The sequence below is a fragment of the Acutalibacter sp. JLR.KK004 genome, from assembly GCF_036941085.1.
In the GTDB taxonomy this organism is placed as follows: Bacteria; Bacillota; Clostridia; order Oscillospirales; family Acutalibacteraceae; genus Acutalibacter.
Window position 1 is genome coordinate 409,606 of record NZ_JAYMNQ010000003.1, and the last position, 26,537, is coordinate 436,142.

Genomic DNA, 26,537 nt, shown 5'->3' on the forward strand with positions numbered 1-26,537 from the left:
ATTACTCCCCTATTGTAATTAAATAAGCGCAAATGTCCAACATCCGTCGATGCCTTCCATTTACGCTTTTATAGTACCAAAATGCCCCCTGTGCGGACGGGCATCTGCACAGGAGGGCTTCGCTCATAGCCCGTTTTTACGCAGGCCGCTCTTGCTTATTTCGGAACGCTTTCTGCTTCGCCCGCAGGTTTTATTTGTTCTCCTGGTCGCCCACGTCCATAGGATACTGGCGCATATAGGAGAGCAGCTCGTCCACTGTAGTGAAGGCAAGGCCCGTAACCGTATCGGCGGCGCCGTAATAGATGGTGATGCGCCCGGTTTCCGGATCCGTCAGGGTGGCGCAGGGGAAGGTGACGTTGGGCACGTCCCCAGTCAGCTCGTAGTCCACCTCAGGCCCGAACACATAAAAGCTGCCCCGCTCCTTCACAATCCAGGGGCGGTCAATGTCCAGGAGGGCCACGCCAAAGCGGTACACAAAACCATTGCAGGAATTGAGCACGCCATGGTAAATCATCAGCCAGCCCTCGTCCGTCTCAATGGGGGTAGGCCCGGGGCCGACCTTTTTGGACTGCCAGCCGTTTGCTGTGCCAAAGAGGAAGCGGTGCTTGCCCCAATAGCACAGGTCAGGGGATTCGCTGTAGAAAATGTCCCCGAAAGGCGTGTGGCCTGTGTCGCTGGGACGGCTGACCATGGCGAAATTCCCGCCGATTTTCCGGGGGAACAGTACGCCGTTGCGGTTATAGGGCAGGAATGCGTTCTCAAGCTGGTAGAAGGTTTTGAAGTCGTAGGTGTAGCCCACGCCGATGGTGGGGCCATGATAGCCGTTGCACCAGGTGATATAATACCTGTCCTCAATGAAGCACACCCGGGGATCATACCGGTACTCCTTGCGGATAACGTCCTTCTCCCCTTCAAAGACAATAGGCTCATGGTTGATGTCCCAGTGTACGCCGTCCTTGGAGAACCCGGCGAAGATGTCCATCTCCACGCCCCGGTTGTCGCACCGGAACACGCCCGCGTAAGCATCGCCAAAGACCACCACGGCGGAATTGAAGATGCTGTTGGAGGTGGGAATGGCGTCCCGCTTGATGATGGGGTTCGCGTCATACCGCCACACAGGCTTTTCGTACCCCGCGGGCTTGTCCTGCCAGGGCATGTTGGGCAGGGCGGGCCTGCCGATAATTTTTGCCATACTGCATACGCTCCTTTTCAATACATTCCCAGCAGGCCCCTTTTCCCGGAAGCCCGCCGTCACTATGTATTATATCCCTCCCGGGCCTAAAAAGCAAGACGGGGAGGGAAAAAGTGAGGAGTGTCCAAGGCAAATGGGTCAAACCTTGTTTCTCTATTGACTGCATCTGTGTTCTGCACCTGTTATTTCTCAACTCGCTTCGCTCAGTGCTTTATGCTAAAGCTTTTTAACCCTCTGGCTTAGCCGGGGGTTCTTTGCGCTAAAGAGATAGACGAAAAGCCCGGGGCGGAAAAAATCCGCCTCAGGCTTTTTTGCATTTCCGGTGTTCTTTTGCGCTGCCTGCCGTTCTATTTCTTGTCCTTCCCGGCCTTCTCTTTCTTTTGAAAAATCCAGCGGGAAACCGGTCCGGAAACATACAGCAGGACAAGGAAAGCTGCCAGCGCCAGGGTGTACGCAAGGGATCTGTCCTGGTTTTCCACCAGTATTTCCGGCAGGGCGGCCTCCTGCCCTTCCTCTCCTTCTACAGGCACCGGCACGCTGGTGGGGTATGGGCCATCCTCACCCTCCCGGGGCGGGGACGGGGAGGGTGCCGGGCTTTGCCCAGGGGAGGGAGAAAGCTTTCCTGAAGCGCTGCTGCTTTCCCTTTCTTCCCTGTGTACAGTAACGCTATATACCTGCTTAGTTTTTCCGTCTGCCGCCGTTACGGTAAAGAGGAACTCCGTGTCACTGCCTCCGGCCCCTAAATTCTTCCGGTTTACCCGGCAGGAAGCCCCTGGGGCAGGCTGGGTCTGGAAGGTGACCGCTGTAACGGAAAAGGGCACTGTCATGGTGTAACGGAGCTTGTCAGAGGAAAAGGCCTGATCCAACTGCCCTGTTTCCGGGACAAGGGACAGCAGCAGCGCTTCCCCTGTCCCGCTTTCCAGATTGTCCTCCTTTTCCTGCCGGTAGACAGTAACCCGGTACACCTGCTTTGTTTTCCCGTCTGCCGCTGTCACCGTAATTTGAAACTCCGTTTCGCTGCCCCCAGCCCCCAGGTTTTTCCGGTTCACCCGGCAGGAAGCCCCTTCTGCCGGGGTTGCCGTAAAAGTGAGGGTTTTCACCTCATAGGGCACTGTCATGGTATAGAAGAGCCTGTCCGGGGAAAAAGCCTGTTCCAGCTTCCCTGTGTCAGGGGCAAGCTCCAAGAGGGACGCTTCCCCGCTTAAAGGCTCCTTTTCCTGCCGGTAGGCAGTAACCCGGTACACCTGCTTTGTTTTCCCGTCTGCCGCTGTCACCGTAATTTGAAACTCTGTTTCGCTGCCCCCGGCCCCCAGGTTTTTCCGGTTCACCCGGCAGGAAGCCCCTTCCGCCGGGGTTGCCGTAAAAGTGAGGGTTTTTACCTCATAGGGCACTGTCATGGTATAGGAGAGCCTGTCCGGGGAAAAGGTCTGCTCCAGCTTCCCTGTGTCAGGGGCAAGCTCCAAGAGGGACGCTTCCCCGCTTAAAGGCTCCTTTTCCTGCCGGTAGACTGTAACCCGGTACACCTGCTTTGTTTTCCCGTCTGCCGCTGTCACCGTAATTTGAAACTCTGTTTCGCTGCCCCCGGCCCCCAGGTTTTTCCGGTTCACCCGGCAGGAAGCCCCCTCCGCCGGAGTTGCCGTAAAAGTGAGGGTTTTCACCTCATAGGGCACTGTCATGGTATAAAAAAACTGTTCTGGGGAAAAGGGCTGATCCAAAGCCCCCTGGGAAGGGGCCAAATCCAACAAAGCGGCTGTGGAACTGACAGGCCCCAGGACAGCAAAGGGCAAAGCCTCCTCCCTGTCCGGGCATAGAGGCTCTCCCTGAGGGGAATAGACCTGGGCTGTCCGCAGCCGGAAATCCCCGTCCCCCTCCGGCGCGCCCTCCCGCACCTGGAAACGGCACTTCAGAACCTCTCCGGCATCCCCGTAGGCTGTGTCCGCCGTTTTCTGGGTGTAGACTGCGGCTGCCTGCCCATCCCCCACTGTATCATCAAGGGTGTAATGCCCCCGCAGCCCCTCGCCCAGGCTCACTTTCTGGCAGGCCAGACGCTGGGAATCAAAATCTACCCAAAAAACAAAAGACCCTAAAGGGCCTAAGCTTCCATCATAGTATACTGTTAGATCAACCGTACTGCCGCCCCGGCCCTCTTTTGCAGAGAGCGTCCCGCGAAAGGCACACTCCTCCTGGGCAGCGGCAGGCAGGGAAAAGAGCAACAGGAGCAAAGCCAAAAACAGGCCGGGTAACCAGCGTCTCATATAGCCGCGCCCCTTTCCCCTCAATTTGTACTGTAATAATATGATAAATTATACCATTCTTCCCGAAGGAAAGCAATTAAGTCTGCCGGAATGTGAAATTTCTTCCCAAAGATGGCCATCTGCCAGGACTGAACCTGAGAAATCCGCAGTCTCTCTTGTGGAAACCCTTTGAAAATGCTATACTTTTCTTACTTCCCGGGCACTGCGCCCTATACCCAAAATAGGATTGAGAAGGAGGCTCTTTATGCCTATCACTATCCGGTTTGCCCAGCCAAAAGATGCGCCCCAGCTTTTGCGCCTGAATGAGGCCTTCAACGGCCCTGGGGATCAGACGCCAGAGGGCATCCGGGCTGCCCTGGAGGCTCCCGGCCCTGAACAGGTTTTCGTGGCAGAAGCAGAAGAAAGCGGGGCTTTAATCGGCTTTTGCTGCTGTCTGCTCAAGCGTTCCTTCTGCTACCAGGAGCCTTCTGGGGAGATCACGGAATTTTTTGTGGATCCCGCCTGGCGCAGGCAGGGGGCAGGCCGCGCCCTGCTGGAATCCGCCGTCAAGTTCTGTGAGGGCCAACGCGCTTCCGAGCTTACCCTCCTCACCGGGGACGATAATTTCACAGCCCAGGCCTTTTATAAAAGCCTGGGCTTCAGCCCTACCGGAGAGCTGCACATGGCTTTATAAGCAGCGCGCTTTTGTTCTTACGGCCCCGGTCAAGAAGCGCCAGTCAAATCCCACAAAGAGGCCGGGAGCCTTTTCCCGCCAATGATAGGGCAAGGTTTTATATATCTGCTCTCAAAAACGGTGTTCTATTGCAGAACAGAAAAGCAGAGAACACATCACTAATGAAAGCGATGTGTTCTCTGCTTTTGTCTGCACTCTGTTTATCAGCGTTGATAATAAGTTGCCGCGAATACTTCCTTATCACAGTAAAGCCATAACGTATTGCTATTTGCCGGGATTATGAAAAGATAGTTCAGAAATTTGCTCAAGGTTTTATCATACATATAACAGAGGATAGCCAAGATTTTTGCTGGATTTTTTCGGAGAAAATTTATGGTGAATTTAGATTATCTCCTATAAATGAGCAAATTCAAAAAGCACCGAGAGAGGACCTACAAAGACGAAGGCCACAGCAAAAGGGCAAAATACGATCAAGGCCAGAGGAAAAGAAGAAATGAGCCAGAGCGAGGACGAGCAACAGCCGGTCAATCGCTTTGGCAGCCCTGACCATGAAAGCGTTCAACCCCATATAGCGTTTGTGAGAGCGGAAGAATACCGCAATAGACCAACGGTGAGCATAATAATCCAGAATTGTTTCATCGGAGAGGGAGGTATCGGAGCACAGGAATACCCGGAGGGCCTTTTTCTTGCCAAAAGCCTCCGCCGGATAGGAAAACAGCACCACAGCATGATCAATTTTGTTCAGGGTCCCCTCGTAGTGATACACCATATAGGTACGGCCTTTCACCGTTACAGGGTGAAAACAGCCGATGTCGAGAGAGGAAGCCAGGTCGGAGGCGGAGATACGCTTTCCCTCCGGGTACAGGATACGGTTGGTTTTCATTGCGCCGATTCAGATGGCAGCCCTTCTCCCGGCAGGCATCAAGAACGGCGTGGCTGGTATACCAGCTGTCCACGAGGACGTAGGCATCCGGCTCCTCCGGAAGGGAGCGTCTCCCCCGTCCCCACCATTGCCGCGTGGATCTGGTGGCCGTAGATCACTTTCCCCTCCAGATGGGAATAGTGCCATCCGGCACCCTGCGTTGGCCGTTTCGCCTTGGAGGACGGCTTCGTTTTGGGCAGGACAGTGTCGTCAATGCAGACAAACACCGGCGTCCTGTTTGTCTGCGCAAGCTCTGTGACCGTCTGGAAGCTCTCGCGTTTTTGCGTTTCTTCCAGCCGGACATCATCCCACTTCCCCTTTGACAGAAAATGGCTGTAGGTCGTCCGGTGGATCGGGCCAGTCTCTGCGTAGTCCGTCATTTTGCCGCTGTTCCCTTTTACGCAGCTGGACAGGATCATCTCCTGGAGCCGCCGCTGGGCCACGCTGGTCAAAAAATCAAGGTGCTTCTCAAAAAAGGATTTGCGTATCTGCTCTTTCGGTGTTATAATCTCCACAAGGCATTCCCTCTTGTGTTTTATGGGTGGTTGCGCTTCCATTATAACACATTTGGGCTATGCCTTCCTTTTTTGTCATTTTGCGAATTTGCTCATTTATAGTATAATCAATAACTTCCTGCCATGATATTTTTCTACTCTCAAACTGTTTGTGACGAAAGGCAGGGTTTCCGGTTTCGAGATTGATTTTATAAGTGCTCTCATGCCAAAGTGTTTTTAGCGGGATATGATAGTCATATTTCCAATGCGAAATTGGAGTTTTGATAATTCAGATTGATAGATAAATCTGCAAGTAAACCCTATATCAATCCAAGAAATTAGCAAGGAATGCCAGCGGCAGAAAACCAACCAGCACAGTCGGATGGACGAATCAGAGAGAAAGCCTGAGCAATACCATGCGGGAGCTGGGGTAATAATCTGATTTTCAGCTTGCGAAGAATGGCCTTGATTTTAGACCACATATTTTCAATTGGATTCAAATCAGGGCTGTACGCTGGCAAGTACAGTAATTTCATGCCAGCCCCCTGCAACAGCGTTTGGACCTCTTTGACATGATGCGTGCGCATATTATCCATGATGACAATATCCCCTTCGTGCAGCGTGGGAATGAGCGTGTTTTTGAGATAGTCCAGAAATTTTTCACGGGTCGTTCCACCGCTGTAAATCGTATAAGCCGTCTCACCATTAAGTCTTACTGACGAAAGGATCGTGGTATTGGCAGGTGTATTCAAGGGAGTCTTGTCTACTGACCGCTCCCCGCCAATGGCCCGCCCATAGCGGCGGCTCAAGTCCGTGTTTACGCCGCTTTCATCCAGGAATACCAGTTTGTCTGCTTCGCACTGCGTTATCATTTCACTCCAGGCTTCTCTCGCTGCTACAACATCGAACACGCTCCCGCTCTGCCGCGTAAAAGGACTTCTTCTTGTAAACATAACCCAGTCTGATCACGGCCTTTCGCACCGTTTCGTTGCTGACAGACAGTCCCTGTTTTTCGATGATCTCGTCGATCGTGATATCCGGCTGGGCTGTGATCAGCTGGTCATTATCCTGCAAATCTTCTTCTGTCAGTGCTGGTTTCCTTCCTCGCTGACTGGTTTGAAGTTCTACACTGCCAGTTTTCTTCATTTGTCCGCTTAAACGATACACTGTGCTTGTACTCACCTGGAAATACTTTGCCACTGTCTGCGCGTCGTGGGTCTTTTCGTATGCCTGCACCAGTAGTCTTCTCGCCTCGTTGTGTAACATTGCTATCACCTTCTGATATCATTCTACACCTCATGTCAATTCACTGTTATTTTATTGGGGTGGTATAAATCAATTTTGACATCCGCCCCTTCTGAAAAAATTTGCAACTAAGGATTGACATTGTCGCCTGTATGAGATATAATATCTATGATATAAATAAATGCGGGCGTAGTTCAGTGGTAGAACATCAGCTTCCCAAGCTGAATATGAGGGTTCGATTCCCTTCGCCCGCTCCAAAAAAGCCAGGAATCATGCGGGTTCCGGGCTTTTTCTTTTTTCTTTCTATCAGCTTTTTGGGGGCTTTCTATCATTTTTCTATCAGCCCTCCTGCACAGTAGGCTGATAGATAGCCCTTTCCATCGCCGCTGCCATATCTAGCTTGGAATTTTTATCGACGTGGGCGTAAAAATTCAGTGTGGTAGAGGCGCTGCCATGGCCTAGCCATTGCTGGACTTGGACAATGGAGAAGCCCATATTCAGCAGATTTGATGCCGCGCTGTGCCGTTACGGTATAATAACGACAAACGGAAAAAGCCTTGATTTTCAAGGGGTTTGAGCGTTTGCCGTCATTTATTCAATTCCTTTTCCAAGTTGAAATCTGACGAGAAAAATATCGAAAAAAGGAGGCTGTTTCATTAACGACAAAATTTAATAGTGCCAGCGGTCCGGTGTATTGCCTGACCGCTGGTTGCCGTGGGCGTTTCACTTTTATAGGTGGGCGCCCTTTTTTTATACCCATTTTCAAGAGAAAGGAGATTCACATGGAATTAAACGAAATGGAAAAACGGCTGCTGTTTCAGGTTGAGGGCGACTATCAATACAAAGTCCTGAACGAGCTCCACATGGGGAACTGGATCAGTACCACGCTTCCCACAAAGCAAACATTGCGTGCAGGGAGGCAATCGAACAGGCCATTGCGGACAACTACCGGGATAACCGTTTAGGCCCGGCATGTGTGCAGCAGGTATTACAGCAGTTTGATTATGGCCGGATTTTTTATGTCCTTGCCAACACGGTCCGGCAGAAAGATCACGACGGGCGCATTTCACGGGACAACAAGGCATGGGCGCAGACGGTCCCGGTCTGTGAAGATAAGGACGGTTTCGGATATGACCGGAATGTTTACTTTGTTGTAGACCGCTGCAATCCCGGACTTAATGTCGCAGATTTTCACATCCAGAACTTCCTGGATACGCGCCCCGGTATCATACAGAAAGATCATCAGGAACTGATCCCGCACTCCGATCTCCGTCCTGGTGTCCGGCTCTGCAAGAAGCGTTTTTACTGCTTCTTCCGACATATAATCCACTTTCGCAAACCGGTCATTTTTTTGGATTCCGATAGCTGCCAGCCCGCTTGCAATGCTGATATATTCCGGGCGGCAGGCTGCGGCATAGGAAATAAATGCCCGGATGGCCGCCAGCCTGTTGTTGCGCGTAGCCGGAGCGGCGTTCTTCTCTGCTGAAAGCCAGTCAAGATACGAGTTCACCATTTCATATGTGACCATCCCGGAGGTGACGGACAGTACAGAGATATTTTTTTGCTCGGCTGTATATTTAAGGAACTGGTTCAGGGTTGTCCTGTAAGCCTTTACGGTATTACTGCTCGCTTTCCGTTGGTTCGGCAGGTAGACCAACAGGAAATCACGCAAAAGTGTGAATAACTGCTCGTCTTTTACTTTTCCCATAGTTCCACCCGTGGAATCAGATGGTTCATGCCTTCCCAGTCAATCCCTGCCGATTTTATCAGATTTTCCGGGAGAAGATGGATGTAATAAGCCGTCGCTTCCAGATCCCTGTGTCCCATGTATGTCTGTAAGTAAGGCAAACGGGAACCGAGGTCTTTCTTTTCGTCAAGCCACCGGTTCAAAACAGCAGTGGCAAATCGGTGCCTGAGATCGTATACTCTTACTGAGGGAAGAAGGTCTTTTGGAACATCCGGTTTCGATAAGGCAAAAAATCTCTTAAACTTTCCCTGCATCCATCCGGCGGAGTAGGGGCCGCCGGATGGCGAGGGGAAGAAAAATTCGCTTTCGGGAAACGCCGCATCACGGACAGCCGCATAGGATTTTGCCAGAAAATTCATTTCATCTGACATGACGATGTTGCGGCTTTTATGCTTCTTCGTTTCAATGATACGCAGCTCCCCGGTATTCAGGTCCACTTCATTTCTCTTAAGGTTCCTGCCCTCATTCGGACGCAGCCCGCAGGTATAAGTCATGCGGAAGTAAGCGCTGAGCAGGAGCGGACGGAATGGCTCTTTGGGATATCTGTATGTATCAATCTCCCGGAAAAGCGCCGCCAGTTCATCGTCCCCAAACAGGTACGGAACAAAAACTGTTCCTCCAGCAGTAAACTTATCCGGCAGGATGAAGGCGTTCTTTCCAACGGATTTCAGATAAGTGCCGAATCCCCTAATGAAAGCGGCCCTGCCATGGATCACGCTTCCGGCTTCTCCCGGCTCAGGTTTCAGCCAGTTCAGGACGATGCCTTCTGTCAGCTCGTCTGCTTTTTCGTATTTCATAGAACAGTACCTGTCAAACTGGCGTGCCCTCCCAAGATAAGTGCTCTCTGAATAGCCGAGCGATACTTTCAGGCTGATCAGGTTGTCCAGGTCGTCTGCAAATATGCTGGTAAATCCCCGGCTCATAGCAGCTCTCTCCTTTCCAACGGGATTCCTCTGAAATCAAGTGCACACTCTTTCAGGTTCCCGGTGTCAAGCGAAAGGTACTGGCGTGAAGATTTCAGGTCGTCATGTCCGAGGATCTGGGCAATCGTTGTGAGGGGCGTGCCTGTAACGAGCAGCTTCTTGGCAAGACGCCTGCGGAGGCCGTGGAATCCTTTCCCGTCAAATGCATGCCTGGCAATACCGGCTTTCTTCTGGTACTGCTGGAACATACTTCCGATGCAGACCGCATTGGCGATGGCTGTTTTGGGAGCCACGGCCCTCAGGAACACTTCCGGGCAGTCAGAAGCAGGGCGTGCATTCAGGATATAATCCTGTAGGGCAGCTCCGGTCTGTTTTACCAGAGGGACATAGACCGTCCTGCCGGTCTTTTTCTGGCACAGCCGGATCTCTCCCTTCCTCCAGTCGATGTCGGACAGTTTCAGACGGATAAGGTCGCAGGCGCGCAGGCCGGTTGTCGCAGCCGTCAGGATGATGGCGCGGTCCCTTTTTCCCATGTCGCTTTCTGTATCGATCACCGCAAGGATGCGGTCCAGCTCTTCATCCGTCACATAGCCCTGTATCGGCATGTCACGGTAGACCTTATAGGAGAACAGGCCGGCACAGTCCGGAGCCGGAACCCCTGTCTCTTTCAGGAAAATATGGAAATATTTAAGATAGAGAAGGATGTTGTGCAGGCTGGATGTCCTGACCTCTTCCGCAGTTTTTAATATAAACTCCCTCACATCATCGACAGAGACAAGTTCTAACGATTCATGGCCGAGGGCTTCAAAGTGATAAAGGTATCTGCGGATCACCCAGACCACATCGTCACGGGTATTCGGACCATACTCCTTATAATCCAGGAAACGGTCGATCAGCCGCTCGTTTTCAGCTTTGAGCAGATATTTTGTTCCGTGTTTCGGCATTTTGAGGTGGATCGTCCCTGTCAGATAAAACTCATTCAGCCGGTTCGCGGCAGAGCGGATATTCCTGTAGTAATAGTCTGAGATTTCATTTCTGGACAGCCGTTCCTTCTGGAACCCTACATATTCACTTGTGATTTCGGGATCGTAGAGGGAGATGCCCTTTTTGCCGTAGTAGATTGCAAAGGCCCGCAGCCCCGGCTGGATGTTTGTCCATATGCTGGATTCACTGTAGCCGAGCCTCCTGGCTTCCGCGACCATCCGGGCAATCATTTCGTTGATGGTTACTTTCTTTTCATTCATGGCAGATGCCTCCTTTGGTATAGTCAGGGAAATCCCTGCTGACACCATTATCAGCAAATGCCTCTATGGACACCATAAAATTATCCCGAATTTTTCGGCTTTTCATATATGGATTCTATTTGACAGCTTAGACAGACACAAAAAGTTATCCCGAATATTTCTCTAAGAAATGCCGCTATTACTGGCTTTCTTTGATGTATTCGGGATAATCTGACTTTCGGTATAACCAGTAGTTTTGAGAACCTTTATTTAGGTATTGTCTGCATGCACATAGACAAGCACCATGTCCATAATCACATCATCGTGAGTGCGGTAAATCTGGAGTCTACCAGGAAATTCCGCAACTTTTGGGGTTCCTCCTGGGCTTTGCGCCGGATCAGCGATAAGCTGTGTCTGGAGCATGGCCTTTCTATTGTCGAAGATCCCAAGCCCAGCCGCGGCCACTATGGAAAATGGCTGGGTGATGGAAACAAACCGCTTTCCTTTCAGAATCAGATCCGTCAGGCCATTGACGCCGCCCTGGAGCAGCACCCCTCCACCTTTGAGGATTTCCTGAAAATTCTGGAAGCGTCCGGTGTGGAAGTCACCCGGCGCGGGAAATCTATCAATTTCCGTGTTCCAGGGCAAAAGAGCCGAACCCGCTGCAATACGCTAAAAGGAGATTATACTGAACAGGCAATACGGGAAAGGATCGCCGGAACCTATATTCCCTCTGTTCAGCCCAAACGGTCCAATTCTTCGGTGAGGATGCTGATTGATATTGACGCCGCAATGCGGGCCGGTAAAGGTGCCGGTTATGAGCGTTGTGCCAAAGTGTTCAATGTGAAGCAGCTTGCGAAAGCTGTGGCTTACCTGAAAGAGCATGGGGATATGAGCTATGAGGACCTTCAAGCAAAGGCCCAGGCTACGACTTCCCGGTTTAATGAGCTTTCCACGCAGATCAAGGATATGGAAAGCCGTTTATCTCAAAATGGAGAATTGCAGAAACAGATCGTCAATTACTCTAAGACGAGATCTGTCTACATTGCGTATCGAAAAGCCGGTTACAGCAAAAAATTCCGGGCCGAGCATGAGGCTGACATCCTGATCCACCAGGCAGCGAAGAAATATTTTGACAGCCTGGGAGTGGAGAAGCTGCCTACCGTAAAGACTCTGCGGGAAGAATATGCCGAAGTGCTGGAGGCCAAGAGAAAAGCCTATGCGGAATATAAGCAGGTACGGGAAGAAATGCGGGAGCTGCAGAATGTGAAGGCCAATATTGACTATCTGCTGGGACCGTCTGCGGAAAGGAAACAGGAAAAAGAACATTCATAAGCATATATGGAAATTATTCAGAAAATTTGATATACTTATTGGCGTGTCTGTGTGGAGTCTACTGCCTTACTTGACAAAGTTTCTCGTTATCCATGGAAAATTCATATACATGACACATTGGAATGCTAATATCTAAATAAAAAAGGGTGATGAAATGGCAAACTTATTGATAGTAGAAGATGATGTCCTGACAAACGAATCTGTTTGTGAGTATTTGCAGGATATGGGCCACATCGTGTTTTCAGCATACGATGGAGAACAGGCTTTAGAGTTGTTCAATAGCAAAGAGATAGACCTGGTTGTTTTGGACATCATGCTTCCCCAAATAAACGGTCTGAATGTTTTGAAAAAGATTCGTCAGGCAAGCAGCATACCAATTCTTATGCTCACAGCGATGGACGACATGGATACACAGATTATGAGTTTTGACAATCTGGCAGATGATTATGTAACGAAACCGTTTTCCATCGTTTTACTGGGAAAAAGGATTACGGCGCTTCTTCGGCGTATTGGAAAAACGGAACCAGCAAATATTTGGAGTTATAAAGATATTATAGTGGACTTCTCCGGCTTTTCAGCAGAAAAGGCAGGAAAGCTGATTGATATTTCACCCAAAGAAGTGCAGTTGCTGAAAATTCTGGTGGATCATACAGGAGTTGTGTTGACCAGAGATCAAATTCTCGATTCTATTTGGGGGACAGATGTTCCATTGAATGATAGGACGATTGACACATATATCGGCAGACTTCGTAAAAAGTTAGGATTGGACTGTATTGTAACAGTAAAGGGAATCGGCTATAAATTTGAGGCTGTGCGATGAAACTATTTCCAAAAACTTTTTGTTATACCCTTATGTTAATGATTATCATTACGTTAATTGGGCATGGGTTGATGTATTTTCTGATACCTGCTTTTTATACAAACCAAAAAGAAAGTCTTGCGGAAAGCATAGGGGAGGAAATAATACAGCAGCTTCAACAATCCTCAGAATTATCGGAAGATAAGGTTTTGGAGCGGTATGCTAAGAATAAGGCATTTGTGAACTTGACCTGCGGAGATAAACAGTATGTCTATGGTTCTTTTTATATTGAAGATGCCCTGAATGGAAACGGGAAAGATTATTCTTTTCAAGCCTCTCCCGGAGATCAAGCGAATGATGCTCAGTCTAATGTTACGGGCGCTGAACAAGGGATTGATGGCCTGGCTCCCTACTTAACAGCACAATTTGTAAAGCGGGAATTTTCGTTTCAAAATGCAGATAACGAAGATTGTACGTTGCTTATTCTTGTTACATTGCAGCCGGTAAATGAAACAAAAGGCATTGTTCTTGAGATCCTTCCTATTAACTTGTTGATTTGCTTTATTATTTCTGCTATTGTGGCGTTTTTGTATTCCAGACGGCTTTCTACACCAATCAAGAAAATATCAGAAACTACAGAGCAAATGAGGTTATTAAAGAGAAATGCTGTCTGTGAAATTCGCACAAAGGATGAGATCGGACAGTTATCTCAAAATATCAACGCACTTTATAAGGAACTTTTGACATCAATAGATCATCTGCACGCAGAAATCGCCCATGTTAGCGAAGTGGAGCAATCAAAAATAGACTTCATGCGAGCTGCTTCGCATGAGTTGAAAACGCCTGTATCGGCAGTTTGCACTATGCTGGACAGCATGATCTTAGGTGTGGGGAAATTTGAAGATACAGATACTTATCTCCCTGTATGCAAAGAAAAAATGCTGCAGCTTTCTTCTATGATCCAAGAGGTGCTTGACGCCTCTAAATTGACAGGGCAGCCAGAAGAACCTATCAAGAAAGTCCAGCTTTCTGAGTTGCTCCATGAGGTCTGTAATTCCTACCGCTTGATTGCAGATTCAAAGGGAATTGTATTTTATATTGAAACAGAAAGAGCCGGGGTGGTTCATATTCCGGTCAAAGCTGTAAAGCGGGCAATCTCCAATGTTATCTCTAATGCTGTGAATTATACAAACAGTGGTGGAAAAGTCTCTGTTATCTGTTCAGAAGGCACGATCATAGTAGAAAATGAATGCGTCCCGATTTCAGAGAAAGACCTAAATCATTTGTTTGAAGCGTTTTACCGGCCTGATTATTCTCGCAGCAGGGAAACTGGTGGAAATGGCCTTGGATTATATATCACCCATAAACTTTTGGATACTTACAAAATCCCTTACTCCTTTATGCCGTATGAGCATGGAATGAGATTTACAATAAACTGCCCCACAAATAACCGCTTCGTAAAATGAAGTTATCTCAACGTACCAATACAAAGAGGACTTCATTAAACAAGATAGGGTTGACCCATTGATAAAATGGAGGTGTATGGTGTATTTATCCGCTATACAGAAGTTCTAATATAAAATAAGGAGAGATTACATTGAGATACACAAAAACATCATTAAACTATTCTGTTTGACTTTGGTTTTTACATTGGTATTATCTGCCTGTGGAAATTCCTCATATAATGACTGCAATTCCATCCTTTCTAACGAGGACAGCTATACCTATCAAAAATGTGTGGACACCGGAAGTACGGACGCTTCTCTGAAAAGAGAATTTCAAGGGTTCAATGGAAAAGATACCATCTGGATGCTCGATGTCCAAGAAGATGCTTCTATTTCCCTTGACCTTTCGACAAATCTGTCCAGCGGAAAATTCAAAGTGCTGCTTGTCTCCGAGGAGAACGAAATTACCACTCTTTTAGAAGGTGATGGTACACAGAATACATCCATTGATTTGGAGAAAGGTACGGCAAGAATCATACTTGTTGGGGATGGCACAAGCGGATCGTGTGAAATCACTTTAAGCGATATAAGCAATGTAAGTGTGGATTCACCCTCTGATGGCTTAGATTCCGAAGAATGGATGGATGATTTTTATAATGATTGGACGTAAAATAGAACGACCCATGGAGTGTTTTGACTTCCTGATTTGAATATTCATGAGACAATCAGGCTATAAGTGATTAGCTACCGCACGATGGCAAAAAAGCTGTCGTACAGCAGCTATACTGACACGCTTATTTGATCTGGCGGTGGCTTTTTAGAGCCGCCGCCTTTTTTGCCGAAAGACCAAGAAAACGAAAAATCTGTTTATCAATATACAGACAGTGTTTTGACAACTCCATGACAACTATGTTCCATACCCATGAGAAATATGCCTGCTAAAATACTGAAAAACAAAGCAAAGGAGGCACTTCTATGAATGTGGGAAAAAGGACAATTTTGTATCTTGTCCGAAAATGGAGCAAGACGCTCTTGCTGTTTATGATTTTCTTAGTCGTAGGTACACTTGTAATTTCCGGGGTATCTATTCGCAAGGCCGCTGACCAGGCGGCTGCAAATGTGCGTCAGTCTTTAGGCGGTGGATTTGTCATGAAAGAAGATCACAGCGACCAGAGCAAATATGAACGCCGTGATCTTGGGAACGGTTCCTATGCGATGGCGTATGTGGGAGAATCCCTGACAAAAGAAATTGCGGATAAAGTGGCAGAGGTTCCCGGCGTAAGCGGATATAATGCAGAGAATATTGGCCCCGCAAATCTGAAAACGATGGATGGCGAGTATTTGAAGTTAAAGAGTATTGAAGGAAGTATGTTTGCCAATGAGCCGGTACTGAGTAAACAGGCAAATATTTATGGCTACACCAATACAGCGGAAGCTGATATGTTTACTGGTGGCAGCCTTGAGTTGATTGAAGGACGCCAGATTACCAGCGAGGATCACAACGCTGTGCTGATCCATAAAGAGTTGGCGGAATCAAACAATCTGAAATTAGGCGACCAATTTGTAATCGCTATGAATCCACAAATTACAGGCGGAGATGAAGAAGCTGGAAAATTGCAAGAAACAGTTACCATTGTCGGTATCTTTGATTCTAGGATAACACAACAAGTTTCCATGTTTTCAACACCGGGAGATTTGCTGGAAAATACAGTTTTGATGGATGTGGAAACAAGCGTAGAACTGTTATCCTGGTCATCTGAGGGCTATTACAAAGTTCATTATCAGGTAGATGATCCGGCTAAGTTGGACAATATTATGGAAGATGTAAGAAATCTGGATTCCATAGATTGGGATTGTTTTACGTTGGCCGAAGAAAATAAATCCTACGAATCTGCAGCTTTGCCGCTGGACAATCTGGGAGGTTTGATTACGACGCTTATTGTGATTACTACAGCCATAAGCGTTGCCATATTAGTTTTGCTTCTGACCATGTGGACAAAGAGCCGTACTCATGAAACCGGAATCTTACTTTCTATTGGTATTAGTAAGGCAAAGATTTTAATGCAACATCTGGCCGAGGTTCTTATTGTTGCCGTATTAGCGTTCAGCCTTTCTTTTTTTGCCAGTACAGCAGTTGCACAAGGAATGGGAAATGCTCTCTTGGACACCGATACCACTAATTCTGTTACACAAGAACCGGAGATTGGTGAGGATGGTTCCTTTGGTTATACGTTGCCTGAAATCCCTACAAACACAACATCTGTCACTGAATTGACAGTCACAGTTGTGCCACAAACACTGTTTTGGGTGTTTGGTATTGGTGGGGTGCTGATTATAGCCTCCGTAACGGTAGCTTCTATTCCGATTTTCCGTTTGAAGCCCAAAGAGCTGCTTGGAAAGATGGATTAGGAGGTCACATAATGAACACTTTAAGCAGAGCCTTTTTATCAGTACACCGTAAAAAGGGAAAAAGCATTGTGTTGTTCATGGTGCTGCTTGTCGTTTCAACCTTTGTTTTGGTAGGGCTTTCGATTAAATATTCTGCCGATACAGCAGCACAAGAACTAAGGCACTCTCTTGGTGGTAGTTTTGGGTTAGTGGTGGACAAATCTAAATCTGAAAACTTTATAGCCAGTGAAAATCAAAGCAGTGGTGTTCAATATGTCGGTGCGCCGTTAGATGATTCTGTGATTGAAGAAGTCTTAAAAACTCCTAATATTGAAAGCTACAATGCTTCTCAAATTGGAGAGGCAATACTGACCAATGCCAATGGAGAATATCTGGAACTGGTAGAGACCAATAATCAATACGATGATGATGAAACATTACTTCATACTGTTACCAGTGAAATGAATACGGACTCTGAAAAAAGCATGTTTTTTTCAAAAGGAACCTTTCAGATCACTGAAGGGCGTCACATTCTGCCGACAGATGAAAATGTTGTTCTCATAAGTAAAGAACTTGCAGGACTTAACAATTTAGAAGTTGGAGATCAAATCTGGCTTCAATCTTCGCAAGAAAAAACATCCAGCCCCTTCTCTATTGTAGGTATCTACGAAATCAAGGAACCACAACTTAATGCGGGGCTTGTACCGCCACCCTCTCTTTATCAGAACCGAATTTTCATTGACGATTCCAATGGGGAATCAGGAGAATATCAACGACTGGAATTTTATGTGAAAGATCCGGCTCAGCTTAGTAATACCATTGAATCTGCAAAAGAAAACGCCAATATTGCATGGGATGATTTTGCGGTAGAAACTGCCGATGAAGAATATCAGCGAACAGCGGCACCTTTGGAAAATATGTCTGCCCTGGTATCGTCCTTGTTGACCTGCTTAATTATTGGCAGTGCCCTGGTGTTGTCTTTAATTCTAAGTCTTTGGATTAAGGGCCGTATTCATGAAACAGGTATATTGCTGGCTATGGGATACCGAAAGACGCAGATATTTCTGCAACATTTTGCAGAGGTCATGATGATCGCTGTGCTGGCATTTGGCATTTCTTTCTTTGCTGGCCAAGTCGTTGCGGATGTAACGGGTGATCTTCTCCTGCAAAATGTCTCCGCGCAAACCGAAACAATCGCCAGCGATACCGCCTCTTCTCTGGAAGTGGAAATAACTGTTCGTAACTTTGCGGCTGTTTGTGGAATTGGAACCTTAGTTGTAGCCTTCTCTGTGGGAATGTCTAACATCCCAGTGTTTCGCTTACAGCCCAAAGAGATATTAAGCAAAATGAGCTAAATGGAGGATTTAAGATTATGAGCATTTCGGAATTACCAGAATTGTCAAATTCATTTGATAAAACAAGCAGCTCCCAAATCGGAGCGGGAAAAAGGTATGCCGTTTCCGGCCTTTCTGGATGTGGAAAGACTACTATGAAGCGCACAAGAAGAATAGTTATGCTGCTTTGTTCGGCTCTGATTTTCACATTGATCTTATCTGCCTGTGGAAATTCCTCATATAATGATCGCAACTTGATCCTTTCTAATGAGGATAGTTATACCTACCAAAAATGTGTAGACACCGGAAGTACGGACACTTCTCTGAAAAGAGAATTTCAAGGGTTCAACGGAAAAGACACCATTTGGATGCTCAATGCAGCAGAAGATACATCTATTTCTATTGACCTTTCGGCAGATTTGTCCAGCGGTAAATTCAAAGTCCTGCTTGTTTCCGAGGACAATAAAATTACCACCCTTTTAGAAGGTGATGATACGCAAAGCACTTCCGTCGATTTGAAAAAGGGTACAGCAAGAATCATACTTGTTGAGGATGGCACAAGCGGATCGTGTGAAGTCACTTTAAGCGATATAAACAATGTAAGCGTGGATTCTCCTTCTGGGGGCTTAGATTCCGAAGAATGGATGAACGATTTTTTTGATGACTGGATGTAAGGAGATGTATGTTGATATGAGCATTTTAGAATTTTCCAATTTGAAATATAGTTATGACGGCAAGCAGCCTGTCCTTCGGGGCGTGAGCGGACAACTGGAACAGGGCAAACTCTACGCAATCCTGGGGCCTTCCGGCTGCGGTAAGACCACCCTGCTCTCCCTGATCGGTGGTCTGGATAGCCCCAGCAACGGCCAAATTTGTTTTGAAGGACAAGATATTGCCAAAACCGGTTTGTCTAATCATCGGAAAAACCATGTGGCATTTATCTTTCAGGCGTATAACCTGATCGACTATCTGACCCCCGCAGAGAATGTATCGCTGACCTCCAAGCTGCCGCCGTTGCCCATTCTGGAGCGCCTGGGCCTGACGAAAGAAGAAGCCAAGCGAAATGTGCTGAAACTCTCCGGCGGCCAGCAGCAGCGTGTAGCCATCGCCCGTGCCTTGGCAAGTGAGGCCCCGGTGATCCTGGCCGATGAGCCTACCGGCAATCTGGACGAGGACACTGCCCAGGACATCACGGAAATTCTCAAAGAGAGCGCCCACAAGATGAACAAGTGTGTGGTGGTCGTTACCCACTCCAATGAGCTGGCGAAGCAGGCCGATGTGGTGTTCCGGCTGAAAAAAGGTGAGCTGCAGGTGCTGGAGCGTACTCAGGATGGAAACGCCCAACCCCAATGCCGCAGAAACAATGCTCCCCGCAACGAGAGGAGGGCAAAATGATGGACGAGTTTTCTAAGCCCTCCCAAAAGGGCAGCATCCTCGCTGTGGCCTGCTACGTTTTTGCTGTGGTGCTGTTGATTACGGCCTTTATTTCCTTGGCGGTTTGTCATCAAAACATTTCCCGGCAGCTTGAGCAGGGCGTCCCTGTGCAGGGAAATGAACTGGCCATTGTGAATCTCTACTTAACAAGCTGTGTGCAGTATTTTGCCTTTGCCGCCGCCATGGTGTTTTGCGGCAAGGCTGCCCGCAGGGGGCTGGCAATCCAGAGCGAAGCGCCGGTACCGGTCACGCCCTATATGCTCAACGCCTCGGCAGAGGCCATCGGTCCCGATTATGCCGAGGAAGTTAAGCCGGAGGATGAAGATACGGATTTTGAGGCTTGGGGATTCCGGGAAAAGGAAGAATAAAAATCGACTGTAAAGAAGGATAGCTCAGATTCTTTTTGATTGACACTGAGGAACAGGGGGTGATAGTATGGGGCATTTCGCAGTATTTGATTTAACAGAATCCGGTGAAAAAATAGGCAGGAAACTTTTTGCGCTTCTCACAAAGACACAGCAAAAAGAATTGGAGCGTTTTATTTCAGAAAGTAAAAATTCTAAATCTGATAGTGTCCTTTCTCCATGCTATCCTGCCTTTTATGGTCAGTATTCCATTCCAAGGCAATCAGATCAGCCATTAACAGAGATCCAGGAGGGCGATTTGTACTTCTGCTTGGAACAGCGCCTTGTTACTGGTGGTATGTGTGATATGCTGACCGACCAGAATTATGCGACCGTTGAAGCAGCTCTGACAGCGGGAACCATGCCAACAGATTCTCGTAGTATTGTAATTGACTATAATGTGGTAAAGAAGAATGAAGATATCAGGAGCGCAAGGCGGTATATGATGCGGAACTGGTGCAAGCAAGGAATGTCCATGCCGCCATTACCGCACAGACCAGGCAGATACAGAGCGATTATGAAGCAAAGCTGAAACAGCGTGAGATCGTTCAGGAAGTAGGCAGCGCCGACACACTGACGCAAGCCCTGATTGACAGGCTTATCAGTAAGGTCTATATCTTTCCGGGAGACCGGATCGAGATTGAATATGTGACACAGGATTTCTTAGGGATAAGCGAACCGGGAAAGGTCGCATAAACCTTGTTGCCCACAGAATAGGGCTTATATTCGTCCAACGAATTGATTTCGCCTGACACGAGTTGAGAAGCAGCGTCCTCCTGCTGCTCCGGTTCCAGCCGGGACAGCTTGAGAGCATTTGTCTTGTTGATTTTTACATCTGAACCGCGAATCATTTCTTTTGCTGCGGAGGTAAGGTTTTTGGCTATCTGTATTTGGATTTCCACCGTTCTTGGTGATACACCTAATTTTTCAGCGGTATCTTTAACGAAGCCTTTTGAGGTGGGCGAAATTTTTTCGCCCACCTCCCTGTGCTGATTTCCTCGATATGCGCCACCCTCGTATGTGGCTTTTGTCTCTGGGTGCAGCGTCTCGTAAATTTCCTTGCGCCGCAAGAGCAGGTTGCCAAAATCTATGATAGGCAAGTTCTTACGGACAAAATTCTCATCTATCTCGGCAAGCTCCGCCTGCAAGCCCTGCAAGTCTGTGACGGTACACTCGATTTCCGCCCAGCCCAACAACTTTGCCGCCTCCAGACGGTGACGGCCCGCAATCAGGGTGTGGCCCTGGTTGATAGTGATGGGATTCAGCAGGCCCAGCTCGGCTATACTGTCAGCCAAATTTTTTATATCCTCCGGCTCGGCTTCCCGCCTGCCAGGGTTCAGTTTGATTTCGTTAATGGGGATACGCATCGGCTTCCCTCCTTCCGGATTATAGATGCAGCCCACAAGCCCATCCTGGCGGATGGCGCGGCATGATGTCCCCCTTTGACCCTGCGGTACGGGTGGTGCGGATGCTCCCCAGCGCTTCGGATAGTGCCAGTATCGGTCAACAGGGCAGGGGGCGCTCGGAGTTTTATCGTCATGGCGTCTGCGCTGTGGTGTCGGGGAGCGGTGCTTGTGGCCTGTTATTAAATTTTCAACGCCTCATGAAAAGCCATCACAGCTGGGAATGAAAATAAAGCTGGTGCGCGGCGGGGCAGAATCTGATACACTAAGCGGTCCTTATATCTTTCCGGTTGGTATTGGCGGATCAAGCAGCGTAAAGGCGCAAAACGGGCAACCATTGCCCTGGCCAGAAAGCTGTTGGCTTTGATCTATACCATTTTAAAAACCAAAGCACCTTATGATGAAGAATGTTTTGAAACCCGCAGGAAACAGAGTGAACGCAAACGTGCCAACCGCATGGTAAACGAACTCCAAAAGCTGGGTTATTCTGTGGTCGCTCCTGATTGATTCTTTTCCACTTCCTCTGGGCAACGACAGGCCTTTGTCTGCCGTCTTTTTGTGCTGCGATGATTTTTCATGAGGCGTTGATAACCTGTTTGTCAAGGTCCATTTCCTTGTTACTTATTTTCGTAGCAAGGTTCGCATCGAAAACTCTGTCCGATAACATAATTCTAGCATAACCGCATAAGTTTTTTTAGGCTCTTGTAGCTCCGCTTTTTCCATAAATAGAGGAACTGGTGACTCCGGGTGCGCTGCCGTCCAGACGGGATAAGATAATTTTAACAGAGATCATGCCCTTTGAAAACGCCCTTGTAAGGGTACTTTGGGTTGTTTTTGTACCCCTCTTTGGGGTAGCGACAGAGCTGGCATCCATATTTTAGGGCAAGCAAAAACGCCGTACAAAGTCGAAGCAGCCATGGTAATGCCACAACTGCTTTGACTTGTACGGTGATTGATAGTCTCTGCTGGATTTTCCGGAGGTCGCTCTGTCTGCTTGCTCGCTTTACCCCGGCTATTCTTCGGAACTTCGTATGTAGAACGTTATGCTATCTTTTCGAATTTCTTACCCCCATTTTATGCCTCTTCCTTCATCTTCACAAGAGTTACATTTACAAAAACGGGAGACTTCTGTCCTTTTCAGACAGAACAACTTTTCCTGCTCCCTCAACCTTATCTAAGGGCCACCCCACCCCAATGTCCGGGTCATCCCATCTAATCCCACTATCTCCCTCCGGATAGAAGACCTCCCCGCATTTGTAAAGGACGATGGCATCCTCCAACGTCAGGAAGCCATGGGCACAGCCCACCGGCACGTACACCTGGTTGCATCCATCCCCTGTCAGGTTAAAAGACTGCCAATGCTTAAACATCGGACTGTCCTTGCGCAAGTCTACTACTACATCCCATATATGCCCAGAGATGCAACTTACCAGTTTGGGCTGCATTTTTCCACGCTGAAAATGCAGCCCACGGAGTACGCCTTTTTTGTTAGTGGAATAGAAAACTTCTTTCAAATTATCCTGTATACCGTGTTTTACAAACTCCGCCTGGTTATATTCCTTAACAAATCGGCCCCGGGCATCATCTGCAAAAAACGATTTTATTTCAAAGCAGCCAGGAATCGCCGACCCAATAAATTCAAATTTTCTCATTCCCAGCCTCCCTATTTTTTATCCATTCCATGGTGCGCTTTATCCCTTCTCCAAAGAGGACTTTCGGCACAAACCCTGTATCTTCTGTCAGCTTTTTTATCGAGAAACGGTCAGCAGGCAAGGATATCCCTGAATATGGCATATCCCCAAACCGCAATTCTCTTTCTGGTGCAAAAAGCGTTCCCATTTTCTCGATATACTCCCGTAAAGGCCTTGGCTTCCCAGTTCCTACAATATAACTGTATCCGGACACGCCAAACTTCCCTATAGCCGCTAAAGCCCTCGCTGTGTCCTCCACATGAATAAAATCATACAACTGTGTGCCGGACGTAAATTCCAGGGGTTCATGATGCAGAATTTTATGCAGCGTTGTATTTATGATAAACCGTAGGGAGGTGTCCCCCTCCCCATACACATTGGAGAGGACGGTCCATACATGTTCCAGGCCCCCTTGGACGGCAAGGGCCTTTGTGTAAAACCGGGCAAAATGCTTGCCTTCGCCATAAATGCAACTGGGGCTGACTTCCAGCCTGTCCGCATCCAGCTCGGCCAACGCTTCATATTCCCGCAAAGACCCTACGCCAACAAAACGGGAACAGCCTATTCCTATAGCTGCTTGCACAGCCTGCCCAGCGGCCTCCACATTTCCCAGATGTACCACTGGGTCAGAACGGGAAGGCCCTGCAATGCCGGCCCATGCAAGATGGTAAAACACGGACTGTTTTTGGGGACCGGCCAAGGCAGGCAGTCTGCCATATTCATGCAGACCGCATTCTATAACTTTGACTCCCGCACGGTTGTCCAACCATTCCGGGTGGCCGCCTGGCCGGACAACGGCTATTACATTATCACAGTTTTGGGCTAATTCCCTCACCAACCAGCGCCCAATGAAACCGGCCGCGCCTGTCACAATAGCTGTCCCCATGCCTTCCCTCCTACAACCCTATTGTTTGATGGAATCCAATATCGTCTGCACCATATACTCCAGCATCTCCTGCGTCATCCCAGGGTACACCCCAACCCAGAAGGTATCCTGCACGATCCTGTCCGTATTGGGCAGGTCTCCCACAACCCGATAGCCTGTCCCCGCTTTGCGCAGCTCGTCAAAGCACGGGTGCCGCAGCAGGTTGCCAGAGAACAGCATGCGGGTCTGTACGCCCTTCTCTTCTATGTACCGTACAACCCTTTCCCGGTCAATTCCCCCCCGGACAGTCAGCAAAAAACCAAACCAACTGGGCTGGGCTTTCTCCTCATGGTAAGGCAGGAGCAGTTTGTCTCCTGCCCCAGCAAGGCCCGCCTGCAATGTTTCCCAGTTTTCATTGCGCCGCTGGATAAAGCCTTCTAACTTTTTCAATTGCGCACAGCCTACCGCCGCCTGCATGTCCGTCATCTTCAAATTGTACCCAAAATGGGAGTATACATATTTATGGTCATACCCCCTGGGGAGCTGCCCATACTGCCCGTCAAACCTGTGCCCGCAGGAATCGTCCACGCCAGACGGACATACGCAGTCCCGGCCCCAGTCCCGCATGGAGAGCATAATGCGGCCCAGCAGGTCGTTATTTGTGTAGACGGCTCCGCCTTCGCCGGTGGTCAGGTGGTGGGCCGGGTAAAAGCTGGAAGTACCCAAGTCACCGATTGCGCCTGTTTTCTGGTATCCATTGCCCATGTCATAAGCAGCGCCCAGGGCGTCGCAGTTGTCCTCAACCAGCCACAAATTATGCTTGTCGCAGAAATCCTTGACAGCTTTCAGATTAAACGGGTTGCCCAGTGTGTGCGCCAGGAAAACACACTTTGTTTTCTCCGAAAGCGCTTCTTCCAGCAGGGAAACGTCGATGTTGTAGGTGCCCAGCTTTACATCCACGAACACGGGCACCGCCCCAAACTGCAAAATTGGCGTCACGCTGGTGGGGAACGCCGCCGCCACACAGATCACCTCGTCTCCCCGCTGGATTGCCCGCTCTTTCAATAGGGGAGAAGTCAGCGTCATAAAAGCAAGCAGATTTGCGGAGGATCCAGAGTTCACTGCCGCTACATGCTTCACGCCTAGGAATTCGCCTAGGCCATGCTCGAATTCCTGGCAGAACCGCCCGGCGGTCAGCCAGAATTCCAGCGCCGAGTCTACCAGGTTTATCTGCTCCTCAGCATCGTAGACACGGGAACAATAGGGGATGCGGTCGCCCGGTACGAAGGGCTTTTTTGAGGCATCTTCTATTTGCCGGTACTCCCGGATAAGCGAAAATATTTCCTGCTTGATTTCATCAGTTGTGCGCATATGTATTCCTCCAGAACCCCCAAATCATCATATAATAGATTCAATTATTTTAAACAGAACAATCTCATTTTAAATCTACATCAGCTTGCTTACTTATCCATTTCATAGTTTTTACAATTCCATCGACAAACGATACTTTTGGAAAGAACCCTGTATCTTGTTTTAACTTCTCAATAGAAAAGCTGCTTTCCAGCAAATGCACTCCTGAATATGGAATTATACCAAAAAGGAGATCTTCTTTTACCTTGAAAATTTCCCCAATCCTTTCAATATATTCTCGCACAGTTGCAGGCTGACCGCTACCAATTACATAATCACAGAATGGTTTACCCTCAGTCCCAAGTATGGACAGAGCCCGAACTGCATCCTCGACGTAAACAAAGTCACAAAGATGTGAGCCTGAAGTAAAGTTTAACGGCTCATGATTTATTATTTTTCTTAATGTTGTATTAATCAAACGTGGGGAGTTTTCATATTCCCCATATGCATTTGTCAGAACGGGCCAAAGATACTCTATACCAACTTGAATAGCTGCAATTTTTGTTTGCAAATGGGCCAAATATTTCATAGCCCCATATGTATAGCCCGGGCTGGGTAATAAACCATCTCCTTTAGTTGCAATAAAGGACTCCTCTTCCATCATGGAACCTACACCCACAAATCTTGTACAACCGATTTGTGCAGCAGCCTCGACAGCAGAGATTGAAGACTTTACATTCTGAATTTGTATATCCAAATTCTCTCGATCGTGGCCAGATACACCTGCCCATGCCAAGTGAAAAAATACTGCTCCATTTCGTCTGCCTATAAGCATAGGTAAATCGTCATAATTTGCTATATCACAACAAATTATTTCAACACTTTTGTCTGTTTGTAATCCCATCCATGGAAAGCTCAAGCTTTGGGGCCGAATAATTGCCAAGACAGAGTATCCATCAAAAACAAGCTGTTCAACTAACCATCTCCCTATAAAACCACCAGCGCCTGTAACGATAGCTGTCAAATTTAACACCTACTTTCTTTACGTGTAAATTGAGAAACTGAACTAAATAGAAACGATGTGAAGATTTTCGAAAGAAATCCGGATAATTCAAGATGGCGAACTGTCAATACATATTGCATTTAGAAAGCTCGCTAGATTTTTAAGATCTTCAACACAGAAACCAATAAAATCCGCCAAACAACCCCGTGCCTCGTTCCATTGGTTTGACTTCCGAAGTATACGCACTCAGTGAAACCGCATTCACATATCTTATATCTTAGTGACATATTCCCTCACGAAGAAATCGAAAATATTTGCGGTAATACGACGAATATCTCCACAAGCTCCGCCATCTCGTTAAGAATGTGTTCCGGCTTCACAAAAGATGGCGTTGTATATATCGCTACACGTT

27 protein-coding genes, 1 tRNA gene and 2 pseudogenes are annotated in these 26,537 nt (G+C 48.0%); 15 read left to right on the forward strand and 15 right to left on the reverse strand.

Annotated features, from left to right (window positions below):
* Positions 1-190: 190 nt before the first annotated feature.
* A complete protein-coding gene (locus VSQ30_RS19750; RefSeq protein ID WP_160641753.1) occupies positions 191-1,192 on the reverse strand; it encodes a glycoside hydrolase family 130 protein in 1,002 nt (333 codons plus the stop codon).
* 347 nt (positions 1,193-1,539) lie between these two features.
* Entirely contained in the window at positions 1,540-3,447 is a 1,908-nt protein-coding gene (locus tag VSQ30_RS19755) for a cadherin-like beta sandwich domain-containing protein (protein WP_161879981.1), read from the reverse strand.
* 244 nt (positions 3,448-3,691) lie between these two features.
* Here VSQ30_RS19755 and VSQ30_RS19760 point away from each other — a divergent pair, with 244 nt between their 5' ends.
* Entirely contained in the window at positions 3,692-4,120 is a 429-nt protein-coding gene (locus VSQ30_RS19760) for a GNAT family N-acetyltransferase (protein ID WP_160642920.1), read from the forward strand.
* Positions 4,121-4,529: 409 nt separating this feature from the next.
* Here the strand turns inward: VSQ30_RS19760 and VSQ30_RS19765 are convergent, their stop codons facing one another.
* The 4 genes from VSQ30_RS19765 to VSQ30_RS19780 form a co-directional block, all read right to left on the reverse strand.
* On the reverse strand, positions 4,530-5,003 hold the full coding sequence (locus VSQ30_RS19765) for a hypothetical protein (RefSeq protein WP_334466846.1): 474 nt from the start codon (positions 5,001-5,003) through the stop codon (positions 4,530-4,532).
* A gap of 38 nt (positions 5,004-5,041) precedes the next feature.
* Positions 5,042-5,557: a hypothetical protein gene (locus VSQ30_RS19770; protein ID WP_334466849.1), complete on the reverse strand. Its 516-nt coding sequence runs from the start codon at positions 5,555-5,557 to the stop codon at positions 5,042-5,044.
* 317 nt (positions 5,558-5,874) lie between these two features.
* Positions 5,875-6,447: an IS630 family transposase gene (locus tag VSQ30_RS19775; RefSeq protein ID WP_334466852.1), complete on the reverse strand. Its 573-nt coding sequence runs from the start codon at positions 6,445-6,447 to the stop codon at positions 5,875-5,877.
* On the reverse strand, positions 6,410-6,802 hold the full coding sequence (locus tag VSQ30_RS19780) for a helix-turn-helix domain-containing protein (RefSeq protein ID WP_334462517.1): 393 nt from the start codon (positions 6,800-6,802) through the stop codon (positions 6,410-6,412). Before VSQ30_RS19780 ends, VSQ30_RS19775 begins: the two co-directional genes overlap by 38 nt.
* A gap of 162 nt (positions 6,803-6,964) precedes the next feature.
* Between VSQ30_RS19780 and VSQ30_RS19785 the strand changes: the two genes are divergently transcribed.
* Positions 6,965-7,038 (forward strand) — tRNA-Gly (locus VSQ30_RS19785).
* An 82-nt stretch (positions 7,039-7,120) separates the two neighbouring features.
* Here VSQ30_RS19785 and VSQ30_RS20705 read toward each other — a convergent pair.
* Positions 7,121-7,294, reverse strand: a pseudogene (locus VSQ30_RS20705) (hypothetical protein); the annotation flags it as partial.
* Between the two features lie 269 nt (positions 7,295-7,563).
* On the opposite strand from VSQ30_RS20705, the gene VSQ30_RS19790 reads away from it, so the two are divergent.
* A complete protein-coding gene (locus VSQ30_RS19790; RefSeq protein WP_334466855.1) occupies positions 7,564-7,746 on the forward strand; it encodes a hypothetical protein in 183 nt (60 codons plus the stop codon).
* Positions 7,686-8,267, forward strand: coding sequence for a DUF3849 domain-containing protein (locus tag VSQ30_RS19795; protein ID WP_334467029.1), 582 nt, complete (start codon positions 7,686-7,688; stop codon positions 8,265-8,267). Before VSQ30_RS19790 ends, VSQ30_RS19795 begins: the two co-directional genes overlap by 61 nt.
* Here the strand turns inward: VSQ30_RS19795 and VSQ30_RS19800 are convergent.
* From VSQ30_RS19800 to VSQ30_RS19810, 3 genes and pseudogenes are all read right to left on the reverse strand, one after another.
* A pseudogene (locus VSQ30_RS19800) lies at positions 8,202-8,489 on the reverse strand (site-specific integrase); the annotation flags it as partial. The gene VSQ30_RS19795 and the pseudogene VSQ30_RS19800 sit on opposite strands and share 66 nt — an antisense overlap.
* Positions 8,477-9,451, reverse strand: a complete 975-nt coding sequence (locus VSQ30_RS19805) for a tyrosine-type recombinase/integrase (RefSeq protein ID WP_300850551.1) — start codon at positions 9,449-9,451, stop codon at positions 8,477-8,479. The pseudogene VSQ30_RS19800 and the gene VSQ30_RS19805, both read right to left, overlap by 13 nt.
* The gene (locus tag VSQ30_RS19810; RefSeq protein ID WP_004083357.1) at positions 9,448-10,695 is read right to left on the reverse strand and encodes a site-specific integrase; all 1,248 of its coding nucleotides are present in this window, start codon (positions 10,693-10,695) and stop codon (positions 9,448-9,450) included. The genes VSQ30_RS19805 and VSQ30_RS19810 overlap by 4 nt, the downstream gene beginning before the upstream one ends.
* Before the next feature lie 264 nt (positions 10,696-10,959).
* Here VSQ30_RS19810 and VSQ30_RS19815 point away from each other — a divergent pair, with 264 nt between their 5' ends.
* The 10 genes from VSQ30_RS19815 (at position 10,960) to VSQ30_RS19860 (ending at position 20,345) form a co-directional block, all read left to right on the forward strand.
* The gene (locus VSQ30_RS19815; RefSeq protein WP_334466859.1) at positions 10,960-12,009 is read left to right on the forward strand and encodes a relaxase/mobilization nuclease domain-containing protein; all 1,050 of its coding nucleotides are present in this window, start codon (positions 10,960-10,962) and stop codon (positions 12,007-12,009) included.
* Positions 12,010-12,163: 154 nt separating this feature from the next.
* Positions 12,164-12,829, forward strand: a complete 666-nt coding sequence (locus VSQ30_RS19820; protein ID WP_172544023.1) for a response regulator transcription factor — start codon at positions 12,164-12,166, stop codon at positions 12,827-12,829.
* A complete protein-coding gene (locus tag VSQ30_RS19825; protein WP_334466862.1) occupies positions 12,826-14,274 on the forward strand; it encodes a sensor histidine kinase in 1,449 nt (482 codons plus the stop codon). The genes VSQ30_RS19820 and VSQ30_RS19825 overlap by 4 nt, the downstream gene beginning before the upstream one ends.
* A 271-nt stretch (positions 14,275-14,545) precedes the next feature.
* A complete protein-coding gene (locus VSQ30_RS19830; protein ID WP_172544024.1) occupies positions 14,546-14,923 on the forward strand; it encodes a hypothetical protein in 378 nt (125 codons plus the stop codon).
* 305 nt (positions 14,924-15,228) lie between these two features.
* Entirely contained in the window at positions 15,229-16,662 is a 1,434-nt protein-coding gene (locus VSQ30_RS19835; protein ID WP_016217826.1) for an ABC transporter permease, read from the forward strand.
* A gap of 11 nt (positions 16,663-16,673) precedes the next feature.
* Entirely contained in the window at positions 16,674-17,996 is a 1,323-nt protein-coding gene (locus tag VSQ30_RS19840; protein ID WP_016217827.1) for an ABC transporter permease, read from the forward strand.
* Positions 17,997-18,013: 17 nt separating this feature from the next.
* Positions 18,014-18,649: a hypothetical protein gene (locus VSQ30_RS19845; protein ID WP_334466866.1), complete on the forward strand. Its 636-nt coding sequence runs from the start codon at positions 18,014-18,016 to the stop codon at positions 18,647-18,649.
* Positions 18,650-18,665: 16 nt separating this feature from the next.
* Positions 18,666-19,370, forward strand: a complete 705-nt coding sequence (locus VSQ30_RS19850; RefSeq protein WP_334466868.1) for an ABC transporter ATP-binding protein — start codon at positions 18,666-18,668, stop codon at positions 19,368-19,370.
* Positions 19,367-19,777, forward strand: coding sequence for a hypothetical protein (locus VSQ30_RS19855; RefSeq protein WP_334466871.1), 411 nt, complete (start codon positions 19,367-19,369; stop codon positions 19,775-19,777). The genes VSQ30_RS19850 and VSQ30_RS19855 overlap by 4 nt, the downstream gene beginning before the upstream one ends.
* Before the next feature lie 67 nt (positions 19,778-19,844).
* A complete protein-coding gene (locus VSQ30_RS19860; RefSeq protein ID WP_334466872.1) occupies positions 19,845-20,345 on the forward strand; it encodes a hypothetical protein in 501 nt (166 codons plus the stop codon).
* Positions 20,346-20,424: 79 nt separating this feature from the next.
* On the opposite strand, the gene VSQ30_RS19865 is transcribed toward VSQ30_RS19860, so the two are convergent.
* Entirely contained in the window at positions 20,425-21,180 is a 756-nt protein-coding gene (locus VSQ30_RS19865) for a ParB/RepB/Spo0J family partition protein (RefSeq protein ID WP_334466873.1), read from the reverse strand.
* Positions 21,181-21,579: 399 nt separating this feature from the next.
* Between VSQ30_RS19865 and VSQ30_RS19870 the strand changes: the two genes are divergently transcribed.
* The gene (locus VSQ30_RS19870; protein WP_334466875.1) at positions 21,580-21,723 is read left to right on the forward strand and encodes a hypothetical protein; all 144 of its coding nucleotides are present in this window, start codon (positions 21,580-21,582) and stop codon (positions 21,721-21,723) included.
* Positions 21,724-22,325: 602 nt separating this feature from the next.
* Here VSQ30_RS19870 and rfbC read toward each other — a convergent pair.
* The 4 genes from rfbC to VSQ30_RS19890 all read right to left on the reverse strand — a co-directional run bounded on the left by rfbC (position 22,326) and on the right by VSQ30_RS19890 (position 26,146).
* Positions 22,326-22,868 (reverse strand): dTDP-4-dehydrorhamnose 3,5-epimerase, encoded by a 543-nt coding sequence (rfbC, locus tag VSQ30_RS19875; protein ID WP_334466878.1) that lies wholly within the window; start codon positions 22,866-22,868, stop codon positions 22,326-22,328.
* Positions 22,855-23,793, reverse strand: a complete 939-nt coding sequence (locus VSQ30_RS19880) for an NAD-dependent epimerase/dehydratase family protein (RefSeq protein ID WP_334466880.1) — start codon at positions 23,791-23,793, stop codon at positions 22,855-22,857. Before VSQ30_RS19880 ends, rfbC begins: the two co-directional genes overlap by 14 nt.
* Positions 23,794-23,811: 18 nt before the next feature.
* Positions 23,812-25,143 (reverse strand): lipopolysaccharide biosynthesis protein RfbH, encoded by a 1,332-nt coding sequence (rfbH, locus tag VSQ30_RS19885; protein WP_334466882.1) that lies wholly within the window; start codon positions 25,141-25,143, stop codon positions 23,812-23,814.
* A 64-nt stretch (positions 25,144-25,207) separates the two neighbouring features.
* Positions 25,208-26,146: an NAD-dependent epimerase/dehydratase family protein gene (locus tag VSQ30_RS19890; RefSeq protein ID WP_334466885.1), complete on the reverse strand. Its 939-nt coding sequence runs from the start codon at positions 26,144-26,146 to the stop codon at positions 25,208-25,210.
* Positions 26,147-26,537 lie beyond the last annotated feature (391 nt).